Here is an 18,563-nt window from a genome sequence, read left to right as displayed (position 1 = left end):
ATTTTTATGCAATAGGTTGAGCATTGAAAAATAAAATTTGGTAAAAATATAATAGTGATGATAAATATATTTGAAATTAGGGTCACATAGTTATATACTAATAAAGGTTTAATTATTGGTTAAAAAATTAAGTATTTATACCCATGAAATTTATTTTATTTAAAATAGAAATAAATATAATAATAAAAACATAGAATTAATAAAGAAGATATTTTAACGTGGTATTAAAAGGATTATAATAAAATTTTATGATGAAGAAAATATTTTAACTATAAGAAGACTGAGAGAAGGAGGAGATTATAATGAGTAATAAAATTAATCTTATATGGAAAAGTGAAGAGAACAATAGTTTTGTAATAGGGGAGATTTTAAATAGTGATCATAGATACTACTTTAGATATAATCTAGAAGAAGTGAAAAGGGCTATGGAAGAAGGATTCAATCTATTAGAAGGATTCCCAAGAGTAAATTCAAAATATTTTAGTGAAGAACCATTTAAATTATTTACTAATTGGATTGAAGAAGGTCAGAAAGTTAATGATTTAACTTTTGATATGTTTAAAGGATTTGCTTATGGTCAGTTCAGATTTGAAGAGAATAATAAAGACAATGATGAAGAAATAGCATAAAGGAAAGAGCAAAATATATTTATTATGTTTTGCTCTTTGTTTAAATGAAATAAATCAATATAGGAAAATTATGATGTAATTTGTAAATATATGATATAATAATAGTATTATACTAATAATTTATCGATATTTGGAGGAAATTGATATGAGAAGATGTTGTACAAAGATATTAGGGTGCTTATTTATATTGTTAACATTCAATATAATGAGTGCATATGGAATAGATATGGACTATATTTGTGGTATAGATAGGTATGAAACAGCATCTATTATTGCATCTAAAATGCAATATTCCTCTGTTATTCTAGTTAATGGAAATTCATTAGCAGATGGACTTTCTGCTAGTGGGTTAAGTGGTGCAGTAAATTCTCCGATCTTACTGACTCAGTCCAATAGCCTACCAGAAGTAACACTTAATAAGCTAAAAAAAGTGAGTACTGTATACATTATAGGTGGGAAGAGCGTGATTTCCTCCAATATAGAGTCAAAGATAACCAAGATGGGTAAAAAAGTTATAAGGATGGGTGGAAAAAATAGATATGATACATCTATTTTAATAGCAAATAGAATTGAAAAAATAAATGGTATTGGAGAAATATATTATGTAAATGGACTTAGAGGAGAAGCGGATGCTATGAGTATAGCTCCAGTAGCAGCTAATAAAGGAAACCCTGTAATTTTAACAGATGGTAATTCTACGACTTACAGAAAAAATGTACAATCCTACTCTATAGGTGGTACTGGAGTTATGAGTACTAATTTTAATAATTTTTCTACAAGAATTGATGGAATAGATAGATTTGATACTAATAGGAATGTTATTAATAAATTTTTCCACGATAAAAGTCATGTTAATTTAAGTAAATCTCATGTATTAGTTGATGCATTAACAGCTTCAGTATTAAAGGAGCCTGTAGTTTTAGTTTCAGATGATTCGGATAAGAGTATAATTGCAGGTGCAAACAGTGCTACTGTTTTAGGAAATATAAGCGAGATTGCTATAAGTCGTGCTAAGAGTTATTTATATGGAGATAAAGTGGTATTTTATGTACAACATCAAGATGATGAAACTATTTTTGGGGGAAGCACTGTAATAGATGCTATAAAGTCTGTAGGAAGTAAGAATGTTTATATGGTCCTAGTTACAGATGGAAGTGGATCTAAGGTATTTAATTACGAAAGATACAAGGGTCTTACACATGAACAGAAGGTAAATTTAAGAGACAATGAATTTAAAACAGCAATAGGTAGATTAGGGGTAAAATTAGAAAATGTAGTATTTTTAAATCAACCAGAAGATAAAATAAATAACGAACTTCTAAAAGATACTGTATTGTATTTTGAAAATACCTTTAACAATGTAACACACATTACCCATAGTTATAAATATGAAACCCATCTGCAACACATAGCTACAGGAAATACAGTTAACAGTTTGTATGTAAATGGACTTATAAAAGACTGTAGATTTTTAGCTAGAGAGGATAAAATCTCAGGAATTCTAAGATATCAATTAATAGAAAGTGTTGCAGATAATAATGAAGAAAAGAAAAAGGTTCTTAATGCATGTAGTGAGTACAAATTAGATAATAAAGATATGATAAGAGAAGGGATAGGTTATAAATCAGTAAGTAAATTATTTATAAGATTAACATCTAATCCAAAAGTACCGTCATATCTTCATGAATCTGGGATATAGTTAAGAATTGGCTTAAGATGGTTAATCTTAGGCCAATTTTTATATTATTAATAAAGTTAATAAATCTTATTTATTAAAAGTTATAAAATAATACAGTATATTGATTATATTGTATGTATTATAGTAAAATACTAAGTATGTAAAATTGTTTTAAGGAATTAGATAAACACATTACTTATAATTCTTGATTAAAATATAATTTTATATACTCATATAAAATAGGAAATTAGGTGGTAGATAATATGAAGAAATTTTTTAAGAAGTATAAATTTAAAAAAAATGAGGCTATAACAATAGTTATATTAACTTTATTCTTAATTAGCGCGTATTTACTTTATGTAATTCAAGAAGCTAAGGAAATACCATTTATTTACAATCAATTTTAGTGGGAGGAAGTTATGAAAAAATCATTTATTATAGTTATACCAATAATAGTAACTGCAATATTTATTTCCATATTTAATTTAGTAATCAATAGTGAAATTGATCAACTAAAGAATGATAAAGATTTATCAGGAATCAAACATGCATATGGGGGAAGCATTAAAAAGAATGGAACTAAATTTAGAGATATATCAATAGAAAATGATGATTTAATGTTATTAGGATCATCAGAACTTAGTAGTAAGGTTCCACAAAATCCTAGAAATTTATTCCCGTTTAGTGGAGCTAATTATGATGTCACTACATATGGAGTAGCATACATACAAAGTTTTCAACATGCTACAGGATTAGGAAGCATTGAAGAATATCCTAAAGATTCTAAACTAGCAATTTTAGTATCTTTACAATGGTTTATGCAAGAAGGTGGGATAGAAAGTGAGAAATTTTTATCAGGATTCTCTGATATTCAATTTTATAAATTTTTAAATAATCCTAAGATTTCAAAAGAAAATAAGAGATATCTTGCTAAAAGAGTTACTGAATTACTTGGAGATTCAGATATATTTAAAGAAGAAAAATTATATGCACAGCTATTTTTACAAGAAAATAATATTGATAAAATGTTATATTGTATGTCGTTGCCATATTTTAGATTTAAAGAGAATTTATTAGACACTAGGTATAATATAGATTTGCTTAGAGAACTTAAGAAATTACCTAACGAAAATGATGAAGATAAGATTAATAATTTCGATTTTGAAGAACAATATGCTATTGCAGAAAAACAAGGTAGAGATTCTGTGACAAATAATAAATTTTATGTAGATGATAGTTACTATGATAAATACTTAAAAGAAAAAGTCAATGAATTGGATGGAATATATGGGAAAATAAATCTTATAAATTCTGTAGAATATAATGATTTTAATTTCTTTTTAAGTTTGTGTGATGACTTAAATATAAGGCCTTATGTCATTTTAGTAGGTGTAAATGGATGGTATTATGATTACACTGGCATAACAGAAAAGGAAAGAAATGAGTTTTATAATAAACTAGAAAATATAGCATTAGAAAAAAAATTTGATGTATTGAATTTAAGTGAGTATGAATACGAAAAGTATTATTTAAGTGATGTTATGCATCTAGGATGGAAGGGGTGGATAAGTGTAACAGAGGGAATATACAAATATTTCGGCGATAAATAAATTTAGTAAAGTTACTATGTTTATAGACTGATTAGGAGGAAATTATGGATATTTTAAAAAATATAAAAAGGTATTCTAAAGAAGATAAAGTTGCCGCGATTGTGGAAGATCAGATTTTAACATATGAAGAATTGGAAACTAAATCCAATAGTCTAGCTAACTATATGTTAGATAAATATAAAGAGGATAGAACACCTATAGTTATATATGGAAATAAGGAAAATGATATTCTAATAGCTATGATAGCAGCTCTAAAATCAGGACGAGCATATATTCCAATAGATATAACATTTCCAGAAGATAGGATAAATAAAATTCTACAAGAAGTAAATCCAAAGGTAATTATCAATTGTACTACAGAGAATGTAGACATTATTCCATATAGTATATCTTATATAGAGCTGGAAAAAGTATATGGATCATATAGTACAGAAGGAATTGAAGAGAAATTTTGGGTAAAAGGTGATGATAATTGTTATATTTTATTTACATCAGGGAGTACAGGACAACCTAAAGGTGTGCAAATAAGTAAGAATAATATTGACTCATTTGTAAAATGGTTTTCTAAGTTTCTGAATGTTGATAATGATAATAATGCGATACTTAACCAGCCTTCGTATTCATTTGATTTATCTGTTATGCCTATATATTTGGGTTTGACTAATGGAAAAATATTATTTAGCTTATCATATAATACTCTTGAAAATACAAAATATACATTTGAAGAACTAAAAAAATCTGATATGCAATTATGGATTTCTACTCCAGCATTTGCCACATTATGTGTACAGGATGATACCTTTACACATGAATTAATGCCTAATTTAAAGACAATGTACTTTATAGGAGAAGTATTACCACCTATGTTGGTTAATGAGTTAAAATTAAGGTTTCCTAATATAAGGATAATAAATAGTTATGGACCAACAGAAGCAACTGTAGCAGTTACAGGAATAGATATAACAGATGAAGTATTATATGAAAACAAAGAATTGCCAATAGGAAAGGTAATGGAGGGTGCTTATATAAAAATTGTTAATGAAAATGGAATGAATTTAAGGGATGGAGAAAAAGGGGAAATTGTAATAATAGGTAGAAGTGTTAGTAAAGGATACTATAAAAATGATGATATAACTAATAAAGTATTTTTCTATAAAGATATGGATGGAGAGATTCTTAGAGGATATAAATCGGGAGACATAGGATACTTTAAAGAGGATATCTTATATTTTAGTGGGAGAAAGGATTTCCAAATAAAACTTAATGGGTTTAGGATAGAACTTGAGGATATAGAGAACAATATAAGAAAATTAGATAATATTAAAAATGCAGTTGTATTGCCATGTTACAAAGAAGGTAAAATAGCTCATTTAGTTGCGTTTGTTACTTTAAAAACTAATAATAAACTAAGTCCATTAAAGAATACATTGATGATAAAGAGCGAACTTAAAAAGTATATACCAAAGTATATGATTCCACGAAATATTAAGGTAATAAGTGAGTTTCCTTTAAATGCAAATGGGAAGATAGATAGAAGAAGACTTATGGAGGAAATAAAATGATAAAATTAACACAGTATGGAGATTATTTCTATCTGTATATACTATTATTATCACTTATTCCAGCTATAGTTTTAGGTATAAAGAGCAAAAATATGAAGCCTTATGGTATATTATTGTCAATATTTATGGTTGGTGTGATTATAGGGATAAATTCAGTAGGTATTGTATTATTTGTGATGTTTTTATTAGGAGAAATTATAGTAATTTATTCGTACTTGAAGATACGTTATAAAACAGATAATAAATTTATATATTACTTAGCACTTTTTCTATCTATGTTACCGATAATAATAACGAAGGTATCAGCTAAAGTAAGCTTTGGACCTATAGGATTTATTGGATTATCTTATTTGAATTTTAAAGCTATACAGATGATTATAGAAATATATGATGGAGCTATAAAAGAAATTAAATTTTCAACTTTAGTATATTTCATCATATTTTTTCCAACGTTAAGTTCAGGTCCAATTGATAGATATAGAAGGTTTGAAGAAAATTTAAATACTCAAATACTGAAAGAGGATTACATAAATAATTATCTATTTGAAGGATTAAAAAAAATAATAAAGGGAATAGGATATAAGTTTGTAATAGCATATATTATAAACACCCTATGGATGAGTAAAGTTCCTACAGATATAACATTCCTGAATAGTTTGAATTATATGTATGCTTACAGTTTATATCTATTCTTTGATTTTGCAGGATATAGTTCTTTTGCTGTAGGTACAAGCTATATTATTGGTATTAAAACATCGGAGAATTTCAATAAACCATTTCTTAGTAAAGATATGAAAGAATTTTGGACAAGGTGGCATATTTCTCTTTCAAGATGGTTTGGAGACTATCTATACTCTAGGATTCTTTTAAATTCTATGAGAAAGAAAAGATTTAAAGATAGATTTAGAGCATCTCATTTTGCTCAAATGGTAACTATGATTACAATGGGAATTTGGCATGGATTAGAAGTTTTTTATATAATATATGGAATATACCAAGGCGGTGTTTTGGTACTTACAGATATAATTCAACGAAAATCTAAATTCTATAAAAAACATAAAAAAGAAAAATGGTTTCAAAGAGTTCAGATTTTAATTAACTTTCACGTAGCTTGTTTTGGGTTATTGTTATTCTCAGGTTATTTATTTACTCATCAATAGAGCTATAAATTAAAATGGTATTAATAAATTGATAATATATAGAATGTGTAATGAAGTTAGATAAATTAAATGTTAGGAGGAAAAGTTAAATGAAGGAAAAAGTATTAGATATATTTGAGGAAGTAACTGGCACTGATGAAATTAGAGAGGACTTAGACTTAGATTTATTTGAAGCTGGATTATTAGATTCACTAGGAATTATAGAAGTGTTACTAAAAATAGAAGAGGTTTTTGGTATCAAGCTTCAGCCAACAGATTTAGAAAGAAAAGATATGGCTACTACTAATAATTTGATTGCATTTCTAAGTAGCAGAGATTAATATAAAATGTCAAGATAAATATAAATATTTTATAAGTAGAGAATGTTAATGCATATTAAAATATCTTAGCATTCTCTATTTATATAAATAGAAGTGAGTTTTATTTTTATAGAACATAATTGTAATATAGGATATAATATATCTATTAGATAGGAATAAGAAATAGAGTGCATAATAGGTTATATATGGGTTAGTACTAAAGCTTATGATTCATAAAGTAATATAAATCAATTATAAGGTAAAAAGGAAGTGTAATATATGAATTATATATCAGAAAAAGCTACTATAGGAGACAATGTTAAGGTAGGAAAGTTTACAGTTATTGAAGATAACGTTACTATAGGAGACAACTGCATTATTGGTCATAATGTAGTTATTCATGAGGATACTATAATAAAAGATAATGTTAGAATAGATGATAATACTGTTATAGGTAAGACTCCAATGAGGGGGGTAAACAGTATTTTTAAAGATGAAGAGAAGTTACCAAACTGCACCATAGGAGAAGGGTGTTTAATCGGTGCTACTACTATAATTTATAGAGGCGCAATCATAGGAGATAAAACATTAATTGCAGACATGGCAACTATAAGAGAAAATGTAACTATAGGAGAGAAAACAGTTATAGGCAGAGGATCAACTGTAGAAAACTTCTGCACAGTAGGGTCAAATTGTAAGATTCAAACTAATGTATATTTAACTGCATATTCTACTGTGGAGGATTATGTATTTATAGCGCCTTGTGTTGTAACTTCAAATGATAACTATGCAGCCCGTTCAAAGGAGAGATTTGGAAAGTTCAAAGGTATTACTATTAAAAATGGTGGTAGACTTGGAGCAGGGGTAGTAGTACTTCCAGGTAAGGTTATAGAAGAGGAAGGATTTGCAGCAGCAGGGTCTTTAGTTACAAAAGATATACCAGCGAGAAAAGTAGTAATAGGAAGTCCAGCAAAAGTATTAAGAGATGTACCAGAAGATCAACTTCTAGAGAATCAGTAGGTTTAAAAATTATGAGTAATTTAAATTCAAAATTAAGTGGTATAAAAAAGAACTCTTTACTTGGAAAGTTTCTATCTTTCTCGGTAGGGAATTGGCTAGTATTAATCATAGGACTTATATCCTCTCCAATTATAACTAGGATAATAGAGCCTGTGGAATACGGTAAGTTTGGAATGTTCAATTTATATGCTAGTATACTTATGTTAATTATAACCTGTGGACTAGACCAATCTTATGTAAGGTTTTTTTATGAAGAGGATGAAGTTAATAGAAACAAATTATTATTTGAAAGTATAAAAATTCCGTTTATATTGAATATAATAATATCAATTATAATCATTATATTTAAAGTTCCTATATCAAAGTATATAATATCTGAATATAATCCAAATTTTATAATATTACTTATATTAAATATAACTTTAGCTTCTATAAGTAGATTTTCACTTTTGACAGTAAGAATGAAGCAAAAGGGAAGACTATATTCTATGCTACAGGTAATGCAAAAGCTTAGTTATCTTATGTCTATAGCATTGTTCTTTATGATATATAATAATAGTTTCTTAACTCTTGCTTATGCAACCTTAATTTCTAATGCTGTAATAGCAGGTATATCTATATTTACTGAGAGAGATAGTTGGAACTTTAAGAATATTAAAGATAAAAAACTTAAAAATTCTCAATTAGATATCTTAAAATATGGAATACCATTGATTTTTACAGTATTGGTTACATGGTTATTCCAATCTGCTGATAAGATGGCAATAAAAGCTTTTTATGGTGATTATGAAGTTGGAATATATAGCTCAGCTAATAGTATAATAGCCATATTAAACATATTACAGACATCATTTGCAACCTTTTGGATACCTGTGGCTTTTGAAAAGTACGAAAAAGCTCCAGAGGATACAAAGTTTTTTTCAAATATTAATGATATAGTTAGTTTTTTAATGTTTGGAATAGGAATTGGTATAATATTGTTTAAAGATGTAATTGTGTTAATTTTAGGCCCTAAATATAGAACTGCATCTTACATAATGCCGTTTTTAGTATTTATGCCTGTATTATATACCATGTCAGAGGTATCAGTTGGAGGTATAAATTTCAAAAAGAAACCTAAATATCACATAGTAATAGCTTCAATAGCTTGCCTATTTAATGTTATAGGAAATAGTATTTTGGTACCAACCTTAGGGGCTAAAGGTGCTGGTATTTCTACAGGGCTAGCTTATATAGTATTTTATTATGCCAGAACTTTAATATCTAGAAGACTCTATAAAGTAGATTATAGTATAGGAAGGACTACAGTAGCTATATTAGCTATATCTATTCTTGCTTTATACACAAGTTTTATGGAATTTTCTTTTATTACAATAATTATTGGTATTATAGTTATATTAATAGTTTTATTCTTATATAGAAATACTATTAAAAGTATGAAGGGTATGATATTTAAAGACAAAAAAATAAAAGTATAAGAACATAAAATATATAATAGGGAGGGGTATAATTGAATTATAGAGATAAATATAATTTATGGGTTAATTCACCTGAAATTGATGATGAAACTAAAGCAGAATTAAAAAACATTATTGATGAAACTGAACTAGAAGATAGATTTTATAAAGATCTAGAGTTTGGAACAGGAGGATTAAGAGGAATAATTGGAGCAGGGAGTAATAGGTTAAATATATATACTGTAGGAAAGGCAACACAAGGATTTGCTAATTATTTAAATAATAAATATACTTCTCCAAAGGTTGCAATAGCTTATGATTCTCGTCATATGTCTAAGGAGTTTTCAGAGTATGCTGCTAGGGTTTTAACTGGTAATGGTATAAAAGTATACTTATATGATAGGCTTACTCCTACCCCTATGCTTTCTTATGCTGTAAGAGAGTTAGACTGCCAAGGTGGTATAGTATTAACAGCTTCACATAATCCAAAAGAGTATAATGGATATAAAGTTTATGGTGATGATGGATGTCAAGTTACAGATGCATCAGCTAATGAAATTATAACCTTTGTAAATAATATTGATTCCTTTGCTCAGGTTACAGTAATGGATATTAAGGAAGCAGTTGAAAAAAGATTAGTTAACTATATAGGAGAAGAAATATATACTTCATATATAGAAAGAGTAAAGGAGCTTACCATAAGAAAAGAGCTAGTAAAAAATCATGGTAAGGACCTTAAAATAATATATACTCCTATTCATGGTACTGGCAATATTCCAGTAAGAAGAGTGCTAGATGAACTGTCTTATAAGAGTGTAGAGGTAGTTAAAGAACAAGAACTACCTGATGGAGCTTTTCCAACAGCACCATATCCAAATCCAGAAGATAGTAAAGTATTTAAGCTAGCTTTAGAAAGGGCAAGGGATTTTGATCCTGATATAATCCTTGGTACAGACCCTGATTGTGATAGGATAGGGGCTGTGGTGAAAGATAATAAAGGTGAATATAGAGTTCTTACAGGTAATCAAGTAGGAGTATTATTAACTAATTATATAATATCATCCTTAAGAGAAACAGGAAAATTAGATACTAAGGGTACTATAATTAAAACTATAGTTTCCACAGATATGATAAAACCTATATGCAAGAAATTTGATGTACAGATTAAGGAAGTTCTAACAGGGTTTAAGTATATAGGAGAGCTTATAGGAAACTTTGAAAAAGCTCCAGGTAATAATAAGTTCCTATTAGGGTTTGAAGAAAGTTATGGATATTTAGCAGGGGATTTCGTTAGAGATAAGGATGCAGTTATAGCAGCAGCTTTAATATGTGAAATGACTCTTTATTACAAATCCATAGATAAGACTTTATATGAAGGATTAATAGAACTATATGAAATTTATGGATATTATAAAGAAAAATTAATATCCATAGAGCTAAAAGGTAAGGATGGTCAAGAAAAAATTAAAGAAATAATTGAATATTTCAGAAGTGAGAATATAAGAAACTTTGGAGATTATAAAGTATCTGTTAAGGAAGACTATAAACTTAGTTATAGGATTAATGTTAAAGACTCTAGTAAAGAGGTTATAAATTTACCAAAGTCAAATGTTATTAAATTTATCTTCTGCAATGGATGTTATTTTGTAGTAAGACCTTCAGGAACAGAACCTAAGATGAAAATATACTTAGGTGTAACTGGAGAGAATAATGAAGTTTCAGATAAGAATTTATTAAAATTAGAAGAAGCTGTTTTAAATAGTATAAAAGAATTTTTACCACAATAAAAGCAAGAGCTACATGGAATTTAATCCATGTAGCTCCTATTAATTAGAAGATGTTTCTGGCTTTATATCTTCATATATATATTTTTGTATTTGTTCTTTTGTAATTTCTTCATCAAAGGTAGTATAGTAAACACCATCTATTGAATCACCTTTACTATGTTCTGCAAGTGGAAATCTTAGTTGTTCTATATCAGTCATTCCCGAGGTTAATACCTTAGTTCCCAGACTTAAAACTTCAGAAGTTGAAAGACTAGTTTGAACATGAGGTAATATATCATTAACCATTGAAGGTAATTTAAGAATGCCTACAGTAGATACTTTATTAAATATTTCTGTAAGTAACATTCTTTGTCTTTCAGTTCTACTATCATCGCCACCACTATTTTTTCTTATTCTAGAGTATGCTAAGGCTTGAGTTCCATTTACATGTTGTCTACCAGAAGTTGAAATTACTCCGTTTAAATCCCCTAGTTCAGAATCTTCTACAGTAATATCTATGCCACCTAAAGTATCTATAATATCTTTAAGATTGTTAAAATTAACTTTTGCATAGTCTGTAATATCTAAACCAAAGGTTTGATTAATAGTTTTTATAGCAAGTTCCTCTTGACCATAAGCATAAGCGTGGTTTAATTTATCATATCCATGACCTTCTATATTAACATAACTATCTCTTGATATAGAGGTTAGCTTTAACTTTTTATGAAGAGAATCAACAGTAGCAATTATTATTGCATCTGAACGTCCAATATCTCCCTCAGTTTGGTCAATACCAAATAAAACTATATTTTTAATTTTAGAGGATGTATTCTTAGATTTTTCTATTCCTAAGTCTGAATCATTTAAACCAACATTGTTTAATTTACCAACCATAGATAGTAAATAGCTACCTAAAGCTGATAAGGAAAATATTAAGATCGTTGCTATTATAATAAGTACCTTTTTGCCAGTGGTTAATCCTTTAGATTTTTTTTTGGATTTTATTTTTTTATCTTTATTCATAAATTTTCCTCCCATTAAGGATTAGTTGTTTGGTCAGTACCTTCTGTAGGTGGTTCCACTGGGGTATCTGTAGATGTCCCTTCACCTTCAGTGTTATCAACATTATTGGAACCATCACCATTTGAGGAGTTACCTGTATCATTAGTGTTATTTTCAATAGTATTGCCATTGTTACTCGGAGTAGAAACCTCTGTTTCCACATTGGTATTAGGAGCTATAGTTTCGGTATTTGTATTCTGATAATCTAAAATTTCATTACCATGTGAGTGTTCAGCATTGTGATTATATACCTTTTGGTTAGGCTCTAGCCACATTTTTCTATCATTAAAAATATACTCATGAATTTGTTCCTCAGTATAATCTTCATCATAGCATAAGTAGAATACACCATCAATTTTTGAGTTTTGAGTATATTCATCTCTTGGGAATCTTTCTTGTTCTATATTTTTAGTTCCTAGGTTAAGTACATTTGCTGCAAGATTAATTATTTCTTTGTTAGATAGACTGGTTTCTACATAAGGCAATAGTTTGGTTGCCATGGAAGCAAGTTCTGCAGTACCGGCTTTAGAGATTTTATTAAACATTTCAGTCATAATCTTACGATGTCTTTCCGTTCTATCAAAGTCACCATTAGCAGTACTTCTAATCCTACAATAACCTAAAGTTTGAAAACCATCCATATGTACTTTACCAGATTCGTTTTTTACTAAAGCTTTTGCTGGAGTATTTGACTTACTTGAAACTCTTACTATATATTTGTCAACTTCTACAATTTCTTCATCGGATAATTCCATATCTATTCCGCCAATTGCGTCTACAAGTTTTTTTAATTCTTTAAAATTAATTTTTACATAGTCCTCAATATTAAGCCCAAAGTTTTGGTTTAAAGTTTTTATTGAAAGTTGAGGGCCGCCATAAGCATGGGCATGATTAATTTTATCTTTTCCATAATCTGGTATATCTGCATAGGTATCTCTCATTATAGATGTAATCTTTAGTTTCTTATGAACCGGGTCAAAGGTTGCTATCATAAGAGCATCTGAACGTCCTACATCAGTTTTAGTTTCATCAACACCCAGGATTGCTATATTTACTATATCCTTAATTTCACTAGTTTGTAGTTTTTCTTTAACCTCCTCTTTAATACCTAGATCATTTTCATCAATATTTGATCTTTTCATTTTAGACAGTAGATTATTTCCATAAAACAAACCAACACTAAGTATAACTATAAGTATAGCAATACAGGAAATAATTATCTTTTTATTTCGAGATTTTTTTCTTCTATTTAAGTTTTTTTTGTTTAAGTCTTCCAATGTTATCACATCCTAAAATTAAATTTTTTCTAACAAAATGATTTTTTAAAAATATAATAATAACGAAACATATACTTTATTATTATAATATTACATATAATAATAAAGTATATAATTTAATAATATTTACATAAATATTACAATATATTTATAAGTTAGTTGTTATCAGACTCACCTTCAGAAGAATCACTATCATCAGAAACTTCACTTTCCCATAATTTCTTATCTTTAAATATGTAGTCATGAATCTCTTCTCTTGCTATATTTTCATCAAAAGTAAAATAAAAAATTTCATTGATTAGAGAATCTTCACTATACTCATCTCTAGGAAATCTGGCTTGCTCTAATTGTGTGTTATTCATAGATAGAACTTGAGTACCAAGAGAGAGTATTTCAGAGTTAGATAGGCTAGTTTCTACAAATGGAAGAAGTTTATTCATTGTAATAGCTAATTTACCAACCCCAGAATTTGAAATGTTATTAAATATTTCATTCATTACTTTTCTTTGCCTTTCGGTTCTATCAAAGTCACCACCTAAGGTTCCACGAATTCTCGTATATCCAAGAGCTTCATATCCAGTCATATGAACCGTACCATTTTCTTTAAAGTGTACATGTTTTGGAGTTTTACCTGCAGCAGTGTATACAACATCTAGATAGTTGTTTACATGTTCTAATTCAGTCTCAGACATTTCCATGTCAATTCCACCCATAGCATCAATAATACTTTCGAGTTTTGAAAAATCAACAGAAACATAATCAGTAATATTAAGATCAAAATTCTTGTTTATAGTTCTTATAGACAGTTCTGGTCCCCCGTAAGCGTAGGCATGATTAAGCTTATCATATCCATAGTCAGGAATATTAACATAGGAATCTCTCATTAAAGAGGTAATCTTAATTTTATTATTAATTGGATCAAGGGTGCCAATCATTATGGCATCAGAACGTTGTATATTATCAACTTTCTCATCTAATCCAAAGAAAGCAATGTTTACTACATTACTATATTCTTTTGTATAAGTATCATTAGTTTTAAATTTATCACTAATTTCTAAATTGTCATCATTGATTGTAGTACGTTTCATTCTACCTAGAGTAGAATTTATACTTACTAAGAATATAATAAGTAATATAATTAATGAGATTATTGTAATGGATATAATTCTTCGTCGTTTACGTTGTTTTGCTCTTTTTTTCTTTAAGCTCTTTTTTTTAGCATCTATAGATGCTGTTTTATTGACAGTGGTTCTTCTATTAATAGAAGTCTTATCATCACCCAATGTAAAACCACCCTTTCTAAGTATTTTTTATACTAGATGTCAATTATATATTAACAACTATGGTATATATATAGATTACAAAAGTATTACAAAATTAAATTTATTCCATAAACTATTCTATAATTATACGATAAAATTTCTTATAATGGTATATCAAAAGAAGTTTTTATTCTTCACAAATTTCTTTTAAAGTTCATATTATGAAAATAAGCAATATAAAAGGTGATACTTGTGTTATACGCGTTAATTTTGGCAGGAGGCAAAGGTACAAGGTTGTATCCACTGTCTCGATCTAATAATCCTAAGCAGTTTTTAAAAGTTTTCAATGAAGATAGTTTTTTGACTAATACAGTAAAAAGGATAGAACCTTTAATAAATAAAGAAAATATATTTGTAGTTACTAATAAAGAATATATTGAAAAAATTCATGGAGAATTATCTCAACTAAATAAAGAAAATATATTTATAGAGCCTAGCAATAAAGAAACTGCTACTTGCATAGGTCTTGCAGCAGCCAAGTTGTTAAAGAGAGACAAGGATGCTGTTATGGTAGTGTTACCATCTGACCATTATATAGAAGGAGAAAAGGAATTTATAGATACCTTGAGGAATGCAGTAGAGCTTGCAGAAAAAAGAAGAGGGCTTATAACTATAGGCATTGAGCCTAGTAGGCCAGAAACAGGTTATGGATATATTGAAATGGGAGACCCAGTAATAAGCTCTATGAAAACTTATAAGGTAGCTAGATTTACAGAAAAGCCCAATATAGATGTGGCTAAAGATTTTATTTTAAAAGGTACCTATCTATGGAACTCTGGAATGTTTGTATGGAGAGCTGATGTATTTCTAAGAGAAATGCAAAAGTACTTACCAAAGATGTATAGCTCTGTAAGTGAAATTTATAAACATGTTGGAGAAGAGGATGAAGAAGAAGTTATAGAGAGAGAATATAAGATAATCGATGGTATCTCAGTTGATTTTGGAATAATGCAGAAAACTAGAAAAGGATATGTAATAAAAAGTGAATTTCAGTGGGATGATATTGGAAGCTTTGCATCATTAACTAGATTTTTAGATGAACACAATGGTAATAGGATAGTTGGTTCTGCATACTTAAATTCCAGTGAGAACTGTGCAGTATTTGGACAGAAAAATCTAATTATAGGTTTTGGAATTAAAGACTTAGTTATTGTAGATGCAGGGGATGTTATTTTAGTAATGGATAAAAATAAGGATCAAGAGTTAAAGCATCTGATTAATGAAATGAAGGAAGAAAAGGAGTTAGAAGAGTTCTTGTAATATGAATTTAAGCTTAGTTTTAGAGGAGAATAATATCTTACTAAAACTAAGCTTAATAATTAAACTTTTTCAAACATATAAAACCCTACAGTGTATATTGACTGTAGGGTTTTATATGTTTCAATGAGAACAGAAAATATATATTTAAAATAAAAGTCATCTAGAAGAGTATCACCTTTCTTCCAGGGCTCTCTTATAGATTTCATTATATATATCTAAAGTTTTCTTAGCTGTATTTTCCCAAGAAAATTCATTTGCTCTTAAAAGTGATATTTTGCTAAATTCATTTCGAAGAGTTTCACTACCAAGCATAAGTTCCATGGCATCTAAAAGAGCTTTATCACTATGTGGATCAATTAGAATACCACTATGTCCAACTACTTCTGGGATAGAGGTTGTATTTGAAGAAATTACTGGGGTACCGCAACTCATTGCTTCAAGTGGTGGTAATCCAAAGCCTTCATATAATGAAGGATATGCAAAGCATTCACAGGCATTGTAATAAATAGGTAAATCTTCATCAGGTGCAAACCCTGTAAATTTTATATATCTTTTCATATTAAGTTTATCAACTAATTTTACTAGCTCCTGAGATTCATCTCTATAGGAGCCTACAATTACTAAATTATATTCTTTATCCATATGGTTTACTAACTTACTAAAGGTACTTATAAGGGAATATACATTTTTTCTTTTACTAAAACCTCCAACATAAAGAATGAAAGGTTTATCTATATCATATTTTTCTTTTATTATATTTTTGCACAGCTCTTTGTCTAAGGGCATGTATTTTTTATCGGCAGCTAAGGGAGTAACAAATACTTTACTCTCATCTATTGGGAAAAATCTTAATATATCTTGTTTTGAGTATTCTGATACTGTAATAATTCCGTTACTAGCTTCTGCGATATAAGGCATCTCTTTTAAAAATTTTAGTAAATAGCCTCTGCCTACAGTTTCAGGCATTATATAGGGAATTAAATCGTGAATTGTAACTATTTTTTTGCAATGAACTTCAGGAGTCAACCCTATACCATTTTGTGGAATATGATATAAATCTATATTTTCTCTTTTTAAGTCTTCAGGGAAAAAATTATCTTGAAAGAATCTTTGATATTTTTTTGAGCACATAACTAAATTAGTATTTTCCTTTTGATAACTTTCATAGTTTTCACCAGACCAATAAATTTGATAAAAATTATTTCTATCTATGTTAAGTAAGTTTTTCAAAAGGTTTTCTGTATATGTTCCTATACCACTTCCGTTATACCAGTTTATGCCTCTACCATCTATGGCTAACTTCATAAATTTCACTCCTTTTAAAACCATATATTACATATTAATCAGGGGATAAATAAGTGTTACAAATACTTGAAAACTAAACACACATTTATTGGAGTTATCATATATTACCTATAGAAGGTTTATGGAGGAGGTTTTTTTGAAAGATTTAGAGATATCAGAAATATTGAAAAAAGAATATAGCATTGGACTAACTTCTATAGAAAAAATAAAAAGCGTTTATAGAGTAGAGGCAGGTAAACAGATATATTGTCTAAAGGTAGTAAAATATGAACTTCCACATTTTTTATTCATATTAGGAGCTATGAAACATCTAGATAGCAATGGATTTCAGTATGTACCAAACATAATAAGAACAACAAGAGGGATGGACTATATAAAATTCCATGAGAATTTTGCCTATGTAACGCCATGGCTTAATGGTAGGGAGAGTTCTTATGAAAATCCCATTGAACTTTCTATAGCTGCTAAAAAATTAGGACAGCTTCATAAATGTAGTGAAGGATTTATAGTAAGTAGAGATATGAAACCTAGAGTTGGTTGGTTTAAGTGGATAGAAGTGTATAGGACAAGAAAGGGAGAAATATTAAGCTTCAAAGATATTATAGATAGAAGAGGCAAAAAGACTGATGTGGACTTGTACTATTTAAGTATGATGAAAGAGGAGCTTCAGAGATGTGACAGAGCAATTAATAATCTTTGTGATACAAATTATGAAAATAAGATCCTTGAAGAGATAAGGCTAGGAGGGTTTTGTCATCACGATTATGCCAACCACAATGTATTAATAGGCAAGGATAACAAGGTTAATATCATTGATTTTGACTATTGTATTTTAGATACACATTTACATGACTTATCTAGCCTTTTAATTAGGGCTATGAAGTATGGAAGATGGAATGAAGAAAGAGTAAAAAATATATTAAAAGCTTATAAATCAACCCATAGGTTAGAGCAAGATGATATAAAAATCATGGCTGCATTTATGGAATTTCCTCAAGATTATTGGCAACGAGGTATTCAATATTATTGGGAGAAAAAAATGTGGGGAGAGGATTTCTTTTTAAGAAAATTAAAAGCCTATGACGATGACAGAGAAGAAAGACAGGAATTTATAAATAGCTTTAGAGAATTTAAGTTAGATAATCTTTAAGGAGGG

Annotated in this window: 16 protein-coding genes; 12 read left to right on the top strand and 4 right to left on the bottom strand. The window is 28.4% G+C overall.

Annotated features, from left to right (window positions below; translation table 11 throughout):
- Positions 1-302: 302 nt before the first annotated feature.
- The 10 genes from ACTNBA_RS13120 to ACTNBA_RS13075 all read left to right on the top strand — a co-directional run bounded on the left by ACTNBA_RS13120 (position 303) and on the right by ACTNBA_RS13075 (position 11,202).
- Positions 303-629, top strand: a complete 327-nt coding sequence (locus ACTNBA_RS13120; protein ID WP_441074636.1) for a hypothetical protein — start codon at positions 303-305, stop codon at positions 627-629.
- A 145-nt stretch (positions 630-774) separates the two neighbouring features.
- Entirely contained in the window at positions 775-2,328 is a 1,554-nt protein-coding gene (locus tag ACTNBA_RS13115) for a cell wall-binding repeat-containing protein (RefSeq protein ID WP_441074634.1), read from the top strand.
- A gap of 242 nt (positions 2,329-2,570) precedes the next feature.
- Positions 2,571-2,714 (top strand): hypothetical protein, encoded by a 144-nt coding sequence (locus ACTNBA_RS13110; RefSeq protein WP_441074631.1) that lies wholly within the window; start codon positions 2,571-2,573, stop codon positions 2,712-2,714.
- 12 nt (positions 2,715-2,726) lie between these two features.
- Positions 2,727-3,917, top strand: a complete 1,191-nt coding sequence (gene dltD / locus ACTNBA_RS13105; protein ID WP_441074628.1) for a D-alanyl-lipoteichoic acid biosynthesis protein DltD — start codon at positions 2,727-2,729, stop codon at positions 3,915-3,917.
- A gap of 44 nt (positions 3,918-3,961) precedes the next feature.
- Positions 3,962-5,479, top strand: a complete 1,518-nt coding sequence (gene dltA, locus ACTNBA_RS13100; RefSeq protein ID WP_441074625.1) for a D-alanine--poly(phosphoribitol) ligase subunit DltA — start codon at positions 3,962-3,964, stop codon at positions 5,477-5,479.
- Positions 5,479-6,639, top strand: coding sequence for a D-alanyl-lipoteichoic acid biosynthesis protein DltB (dltB, locus tag ACTNBA_RS13095; protein WP_441074710.1), 1,161 nt, complete (start codon positions 5,479-5,481; stop codon positions 6,637-6,639). The genes dltA and dltB overlap by 1 nt, the downstream gene beginning before the upstream one ends.
- An 89-nt stretch (positions 6,640-6,728) precedes the next feature.
- A complete protein-coding gene (gene dltC / locus ACTNBA_RS13090) occupies positions 6,729-6,959 on the top strand; it encodes a D-alanine--poly(phosphoribitol) ligase subunit DltC (RefSeq protein ID WP_441074623.1) in 231 nt (76 codons plus the stop codon).
- Between the two features lie 258 nt (positions 6,960-7,217).
- A complete protein-coding gene (locus tag ACTNBA_RS13085) occupies positions 7,218-7,958 on the top strand; it encodes an N-acetyltransferase (RefSeq protein ID WP_441074621.1) in 741 nt (246 codons plus the stop codon).
- Positions 7,959-7,969: 11 nt separating this feature from the next.
- Positions 7,970-9,436, top strand: a complete 1,467-nt coding sequence (locus ACTNBA_RS13080; RefSeq protein WP_441074619.1) for a lipopolysaccharide biosynthesis protein — start codon at positions 7,970-7,972, stop codon at positions 9,434-9,436.
- Positions 9,437-9,468: 32 nt separating this feature from the next.
- Positions 9,469-11,202: a phospho-sugar mutase gene (locus ACTNBA_RS13075; RefSeq protein WP_441074617.1), complete on the top strand. Its 1,734-nt coding sequence runs from the start codon at positions 9,469-9,471 to the stop codon at positions 11,200-11,202.
- Positions 11,203-11,241: 39 nt separating this feature from the next.
- Here the strand turns inward: ACTNBA_RS13075 and ACTNBA_RS13070 are convergent, their stop codons facing one another.
- The 3 genes from ACTNBA_RS13070 to ACTNBA_RS13060 all read right to left on the bottom strand — a co-directional run bounded on the left by ACTNBA_RS13070 (position 11,242) and on the right by ACTNBA_RS13060 (position 14,803).
- On the bottom strand, positions 11,242-12,204 hold the full coding sequence (locus ACTNBA_RS13070; protein ID WP_441074616.1) for an LCP family protein: 963 nt from the start codon (positions 12,202-12,204) through the stop codon (positions 11,242-11,244).
- A 14-nt stretch (positions 12,205-12,218) separates the two neighbouring features.
- Entirely contained in the window at positions 12,219-13,520 is a 1,302-nt protein-coding gene (locus ACTNBA_RS13065) for an LCP family protein (RefSeq protein WP_441074615.1), read from the bottom strand.
- 155 nt (positions 13,521-13,675) lie between these two features.
- Positions 13,676-14,803, bottom strand: coding sequence for an LCP family protein (locus tag ACTNBA_RS13060; protein ID WP_441074612.1), 1,128 nt, complete (start codon positions 14,801-14,803; stop codon positions 13,676-13,678).
- A gap of 231 nt (positions 14,804-15,034) precedes the next feature.
- On the opposite strand from ACTNBA_RS13060, the gene ACTNBA_RS13055 reads away from it, so the two are divergent.
- Entirely contained in the window at positions 15,035-16,102 is a 1,068-nt protein-coding gene (locus ACTNBA_RS13055) for a mannose-1-phosphate guanylyltransferase (RefSeq protein ID WP_441074611.1), read from the top strand.
- A 171-nt stretch (positions 16,103-16,273) separates the two neighbouring features.
- Here the strand turns inward: ACTNBA_RS13055 and ACTNBA_RS13050 are convergent, their stop codons facing one another.
- A complete protein-coding gene (locus ACTNBA_RS13050) occupies positions 16,274-17,407 on the bottom strand; it encodes a glycosyltransferase family 4 protein (protein ID WP_441074610.1) in 1,134 nt (377 codons plus the stop codon).
- A gap of 136 nt (positions 17,408-17,543) precedes the next feature.
- On the opposite strand from ACTNBA_RS13050, the gene ACTNBA_RS13045 reads away from it, so the two are divergent.
- Positions 17,544-18,557 carry a CotS family spore coat protein gene (locus tag ACTNBA_RS13045; protein ID WP_441074608.1) on the top strand — a complete coding sequence of 338 codons (1,014 nt, stop codon included), beginning with the start codon at positions 17,544-17,546 and terminating at the stop codon, positions 18,555-18,557.
- The last annotated feature ends 6 nt before the right edge of the window (positions 18,558-18,563 follow it).

Origin of the sequence: Clostridium sulfidigenes (genome assembly GCF_052067195.1) — a bacterium.
GTDB classification, from domain to species: Bacteria; Bacillota; Clostridia; order Clostridiales; family Clostridiaceae; genus Clostridium_J; species Clostridium_J sulfidigenes.
The sequence above is the reverse complement of the archived record's forward strand: the minus strand, read 5'-3'. Positions and strand labels throughout refer to the sequence as shown.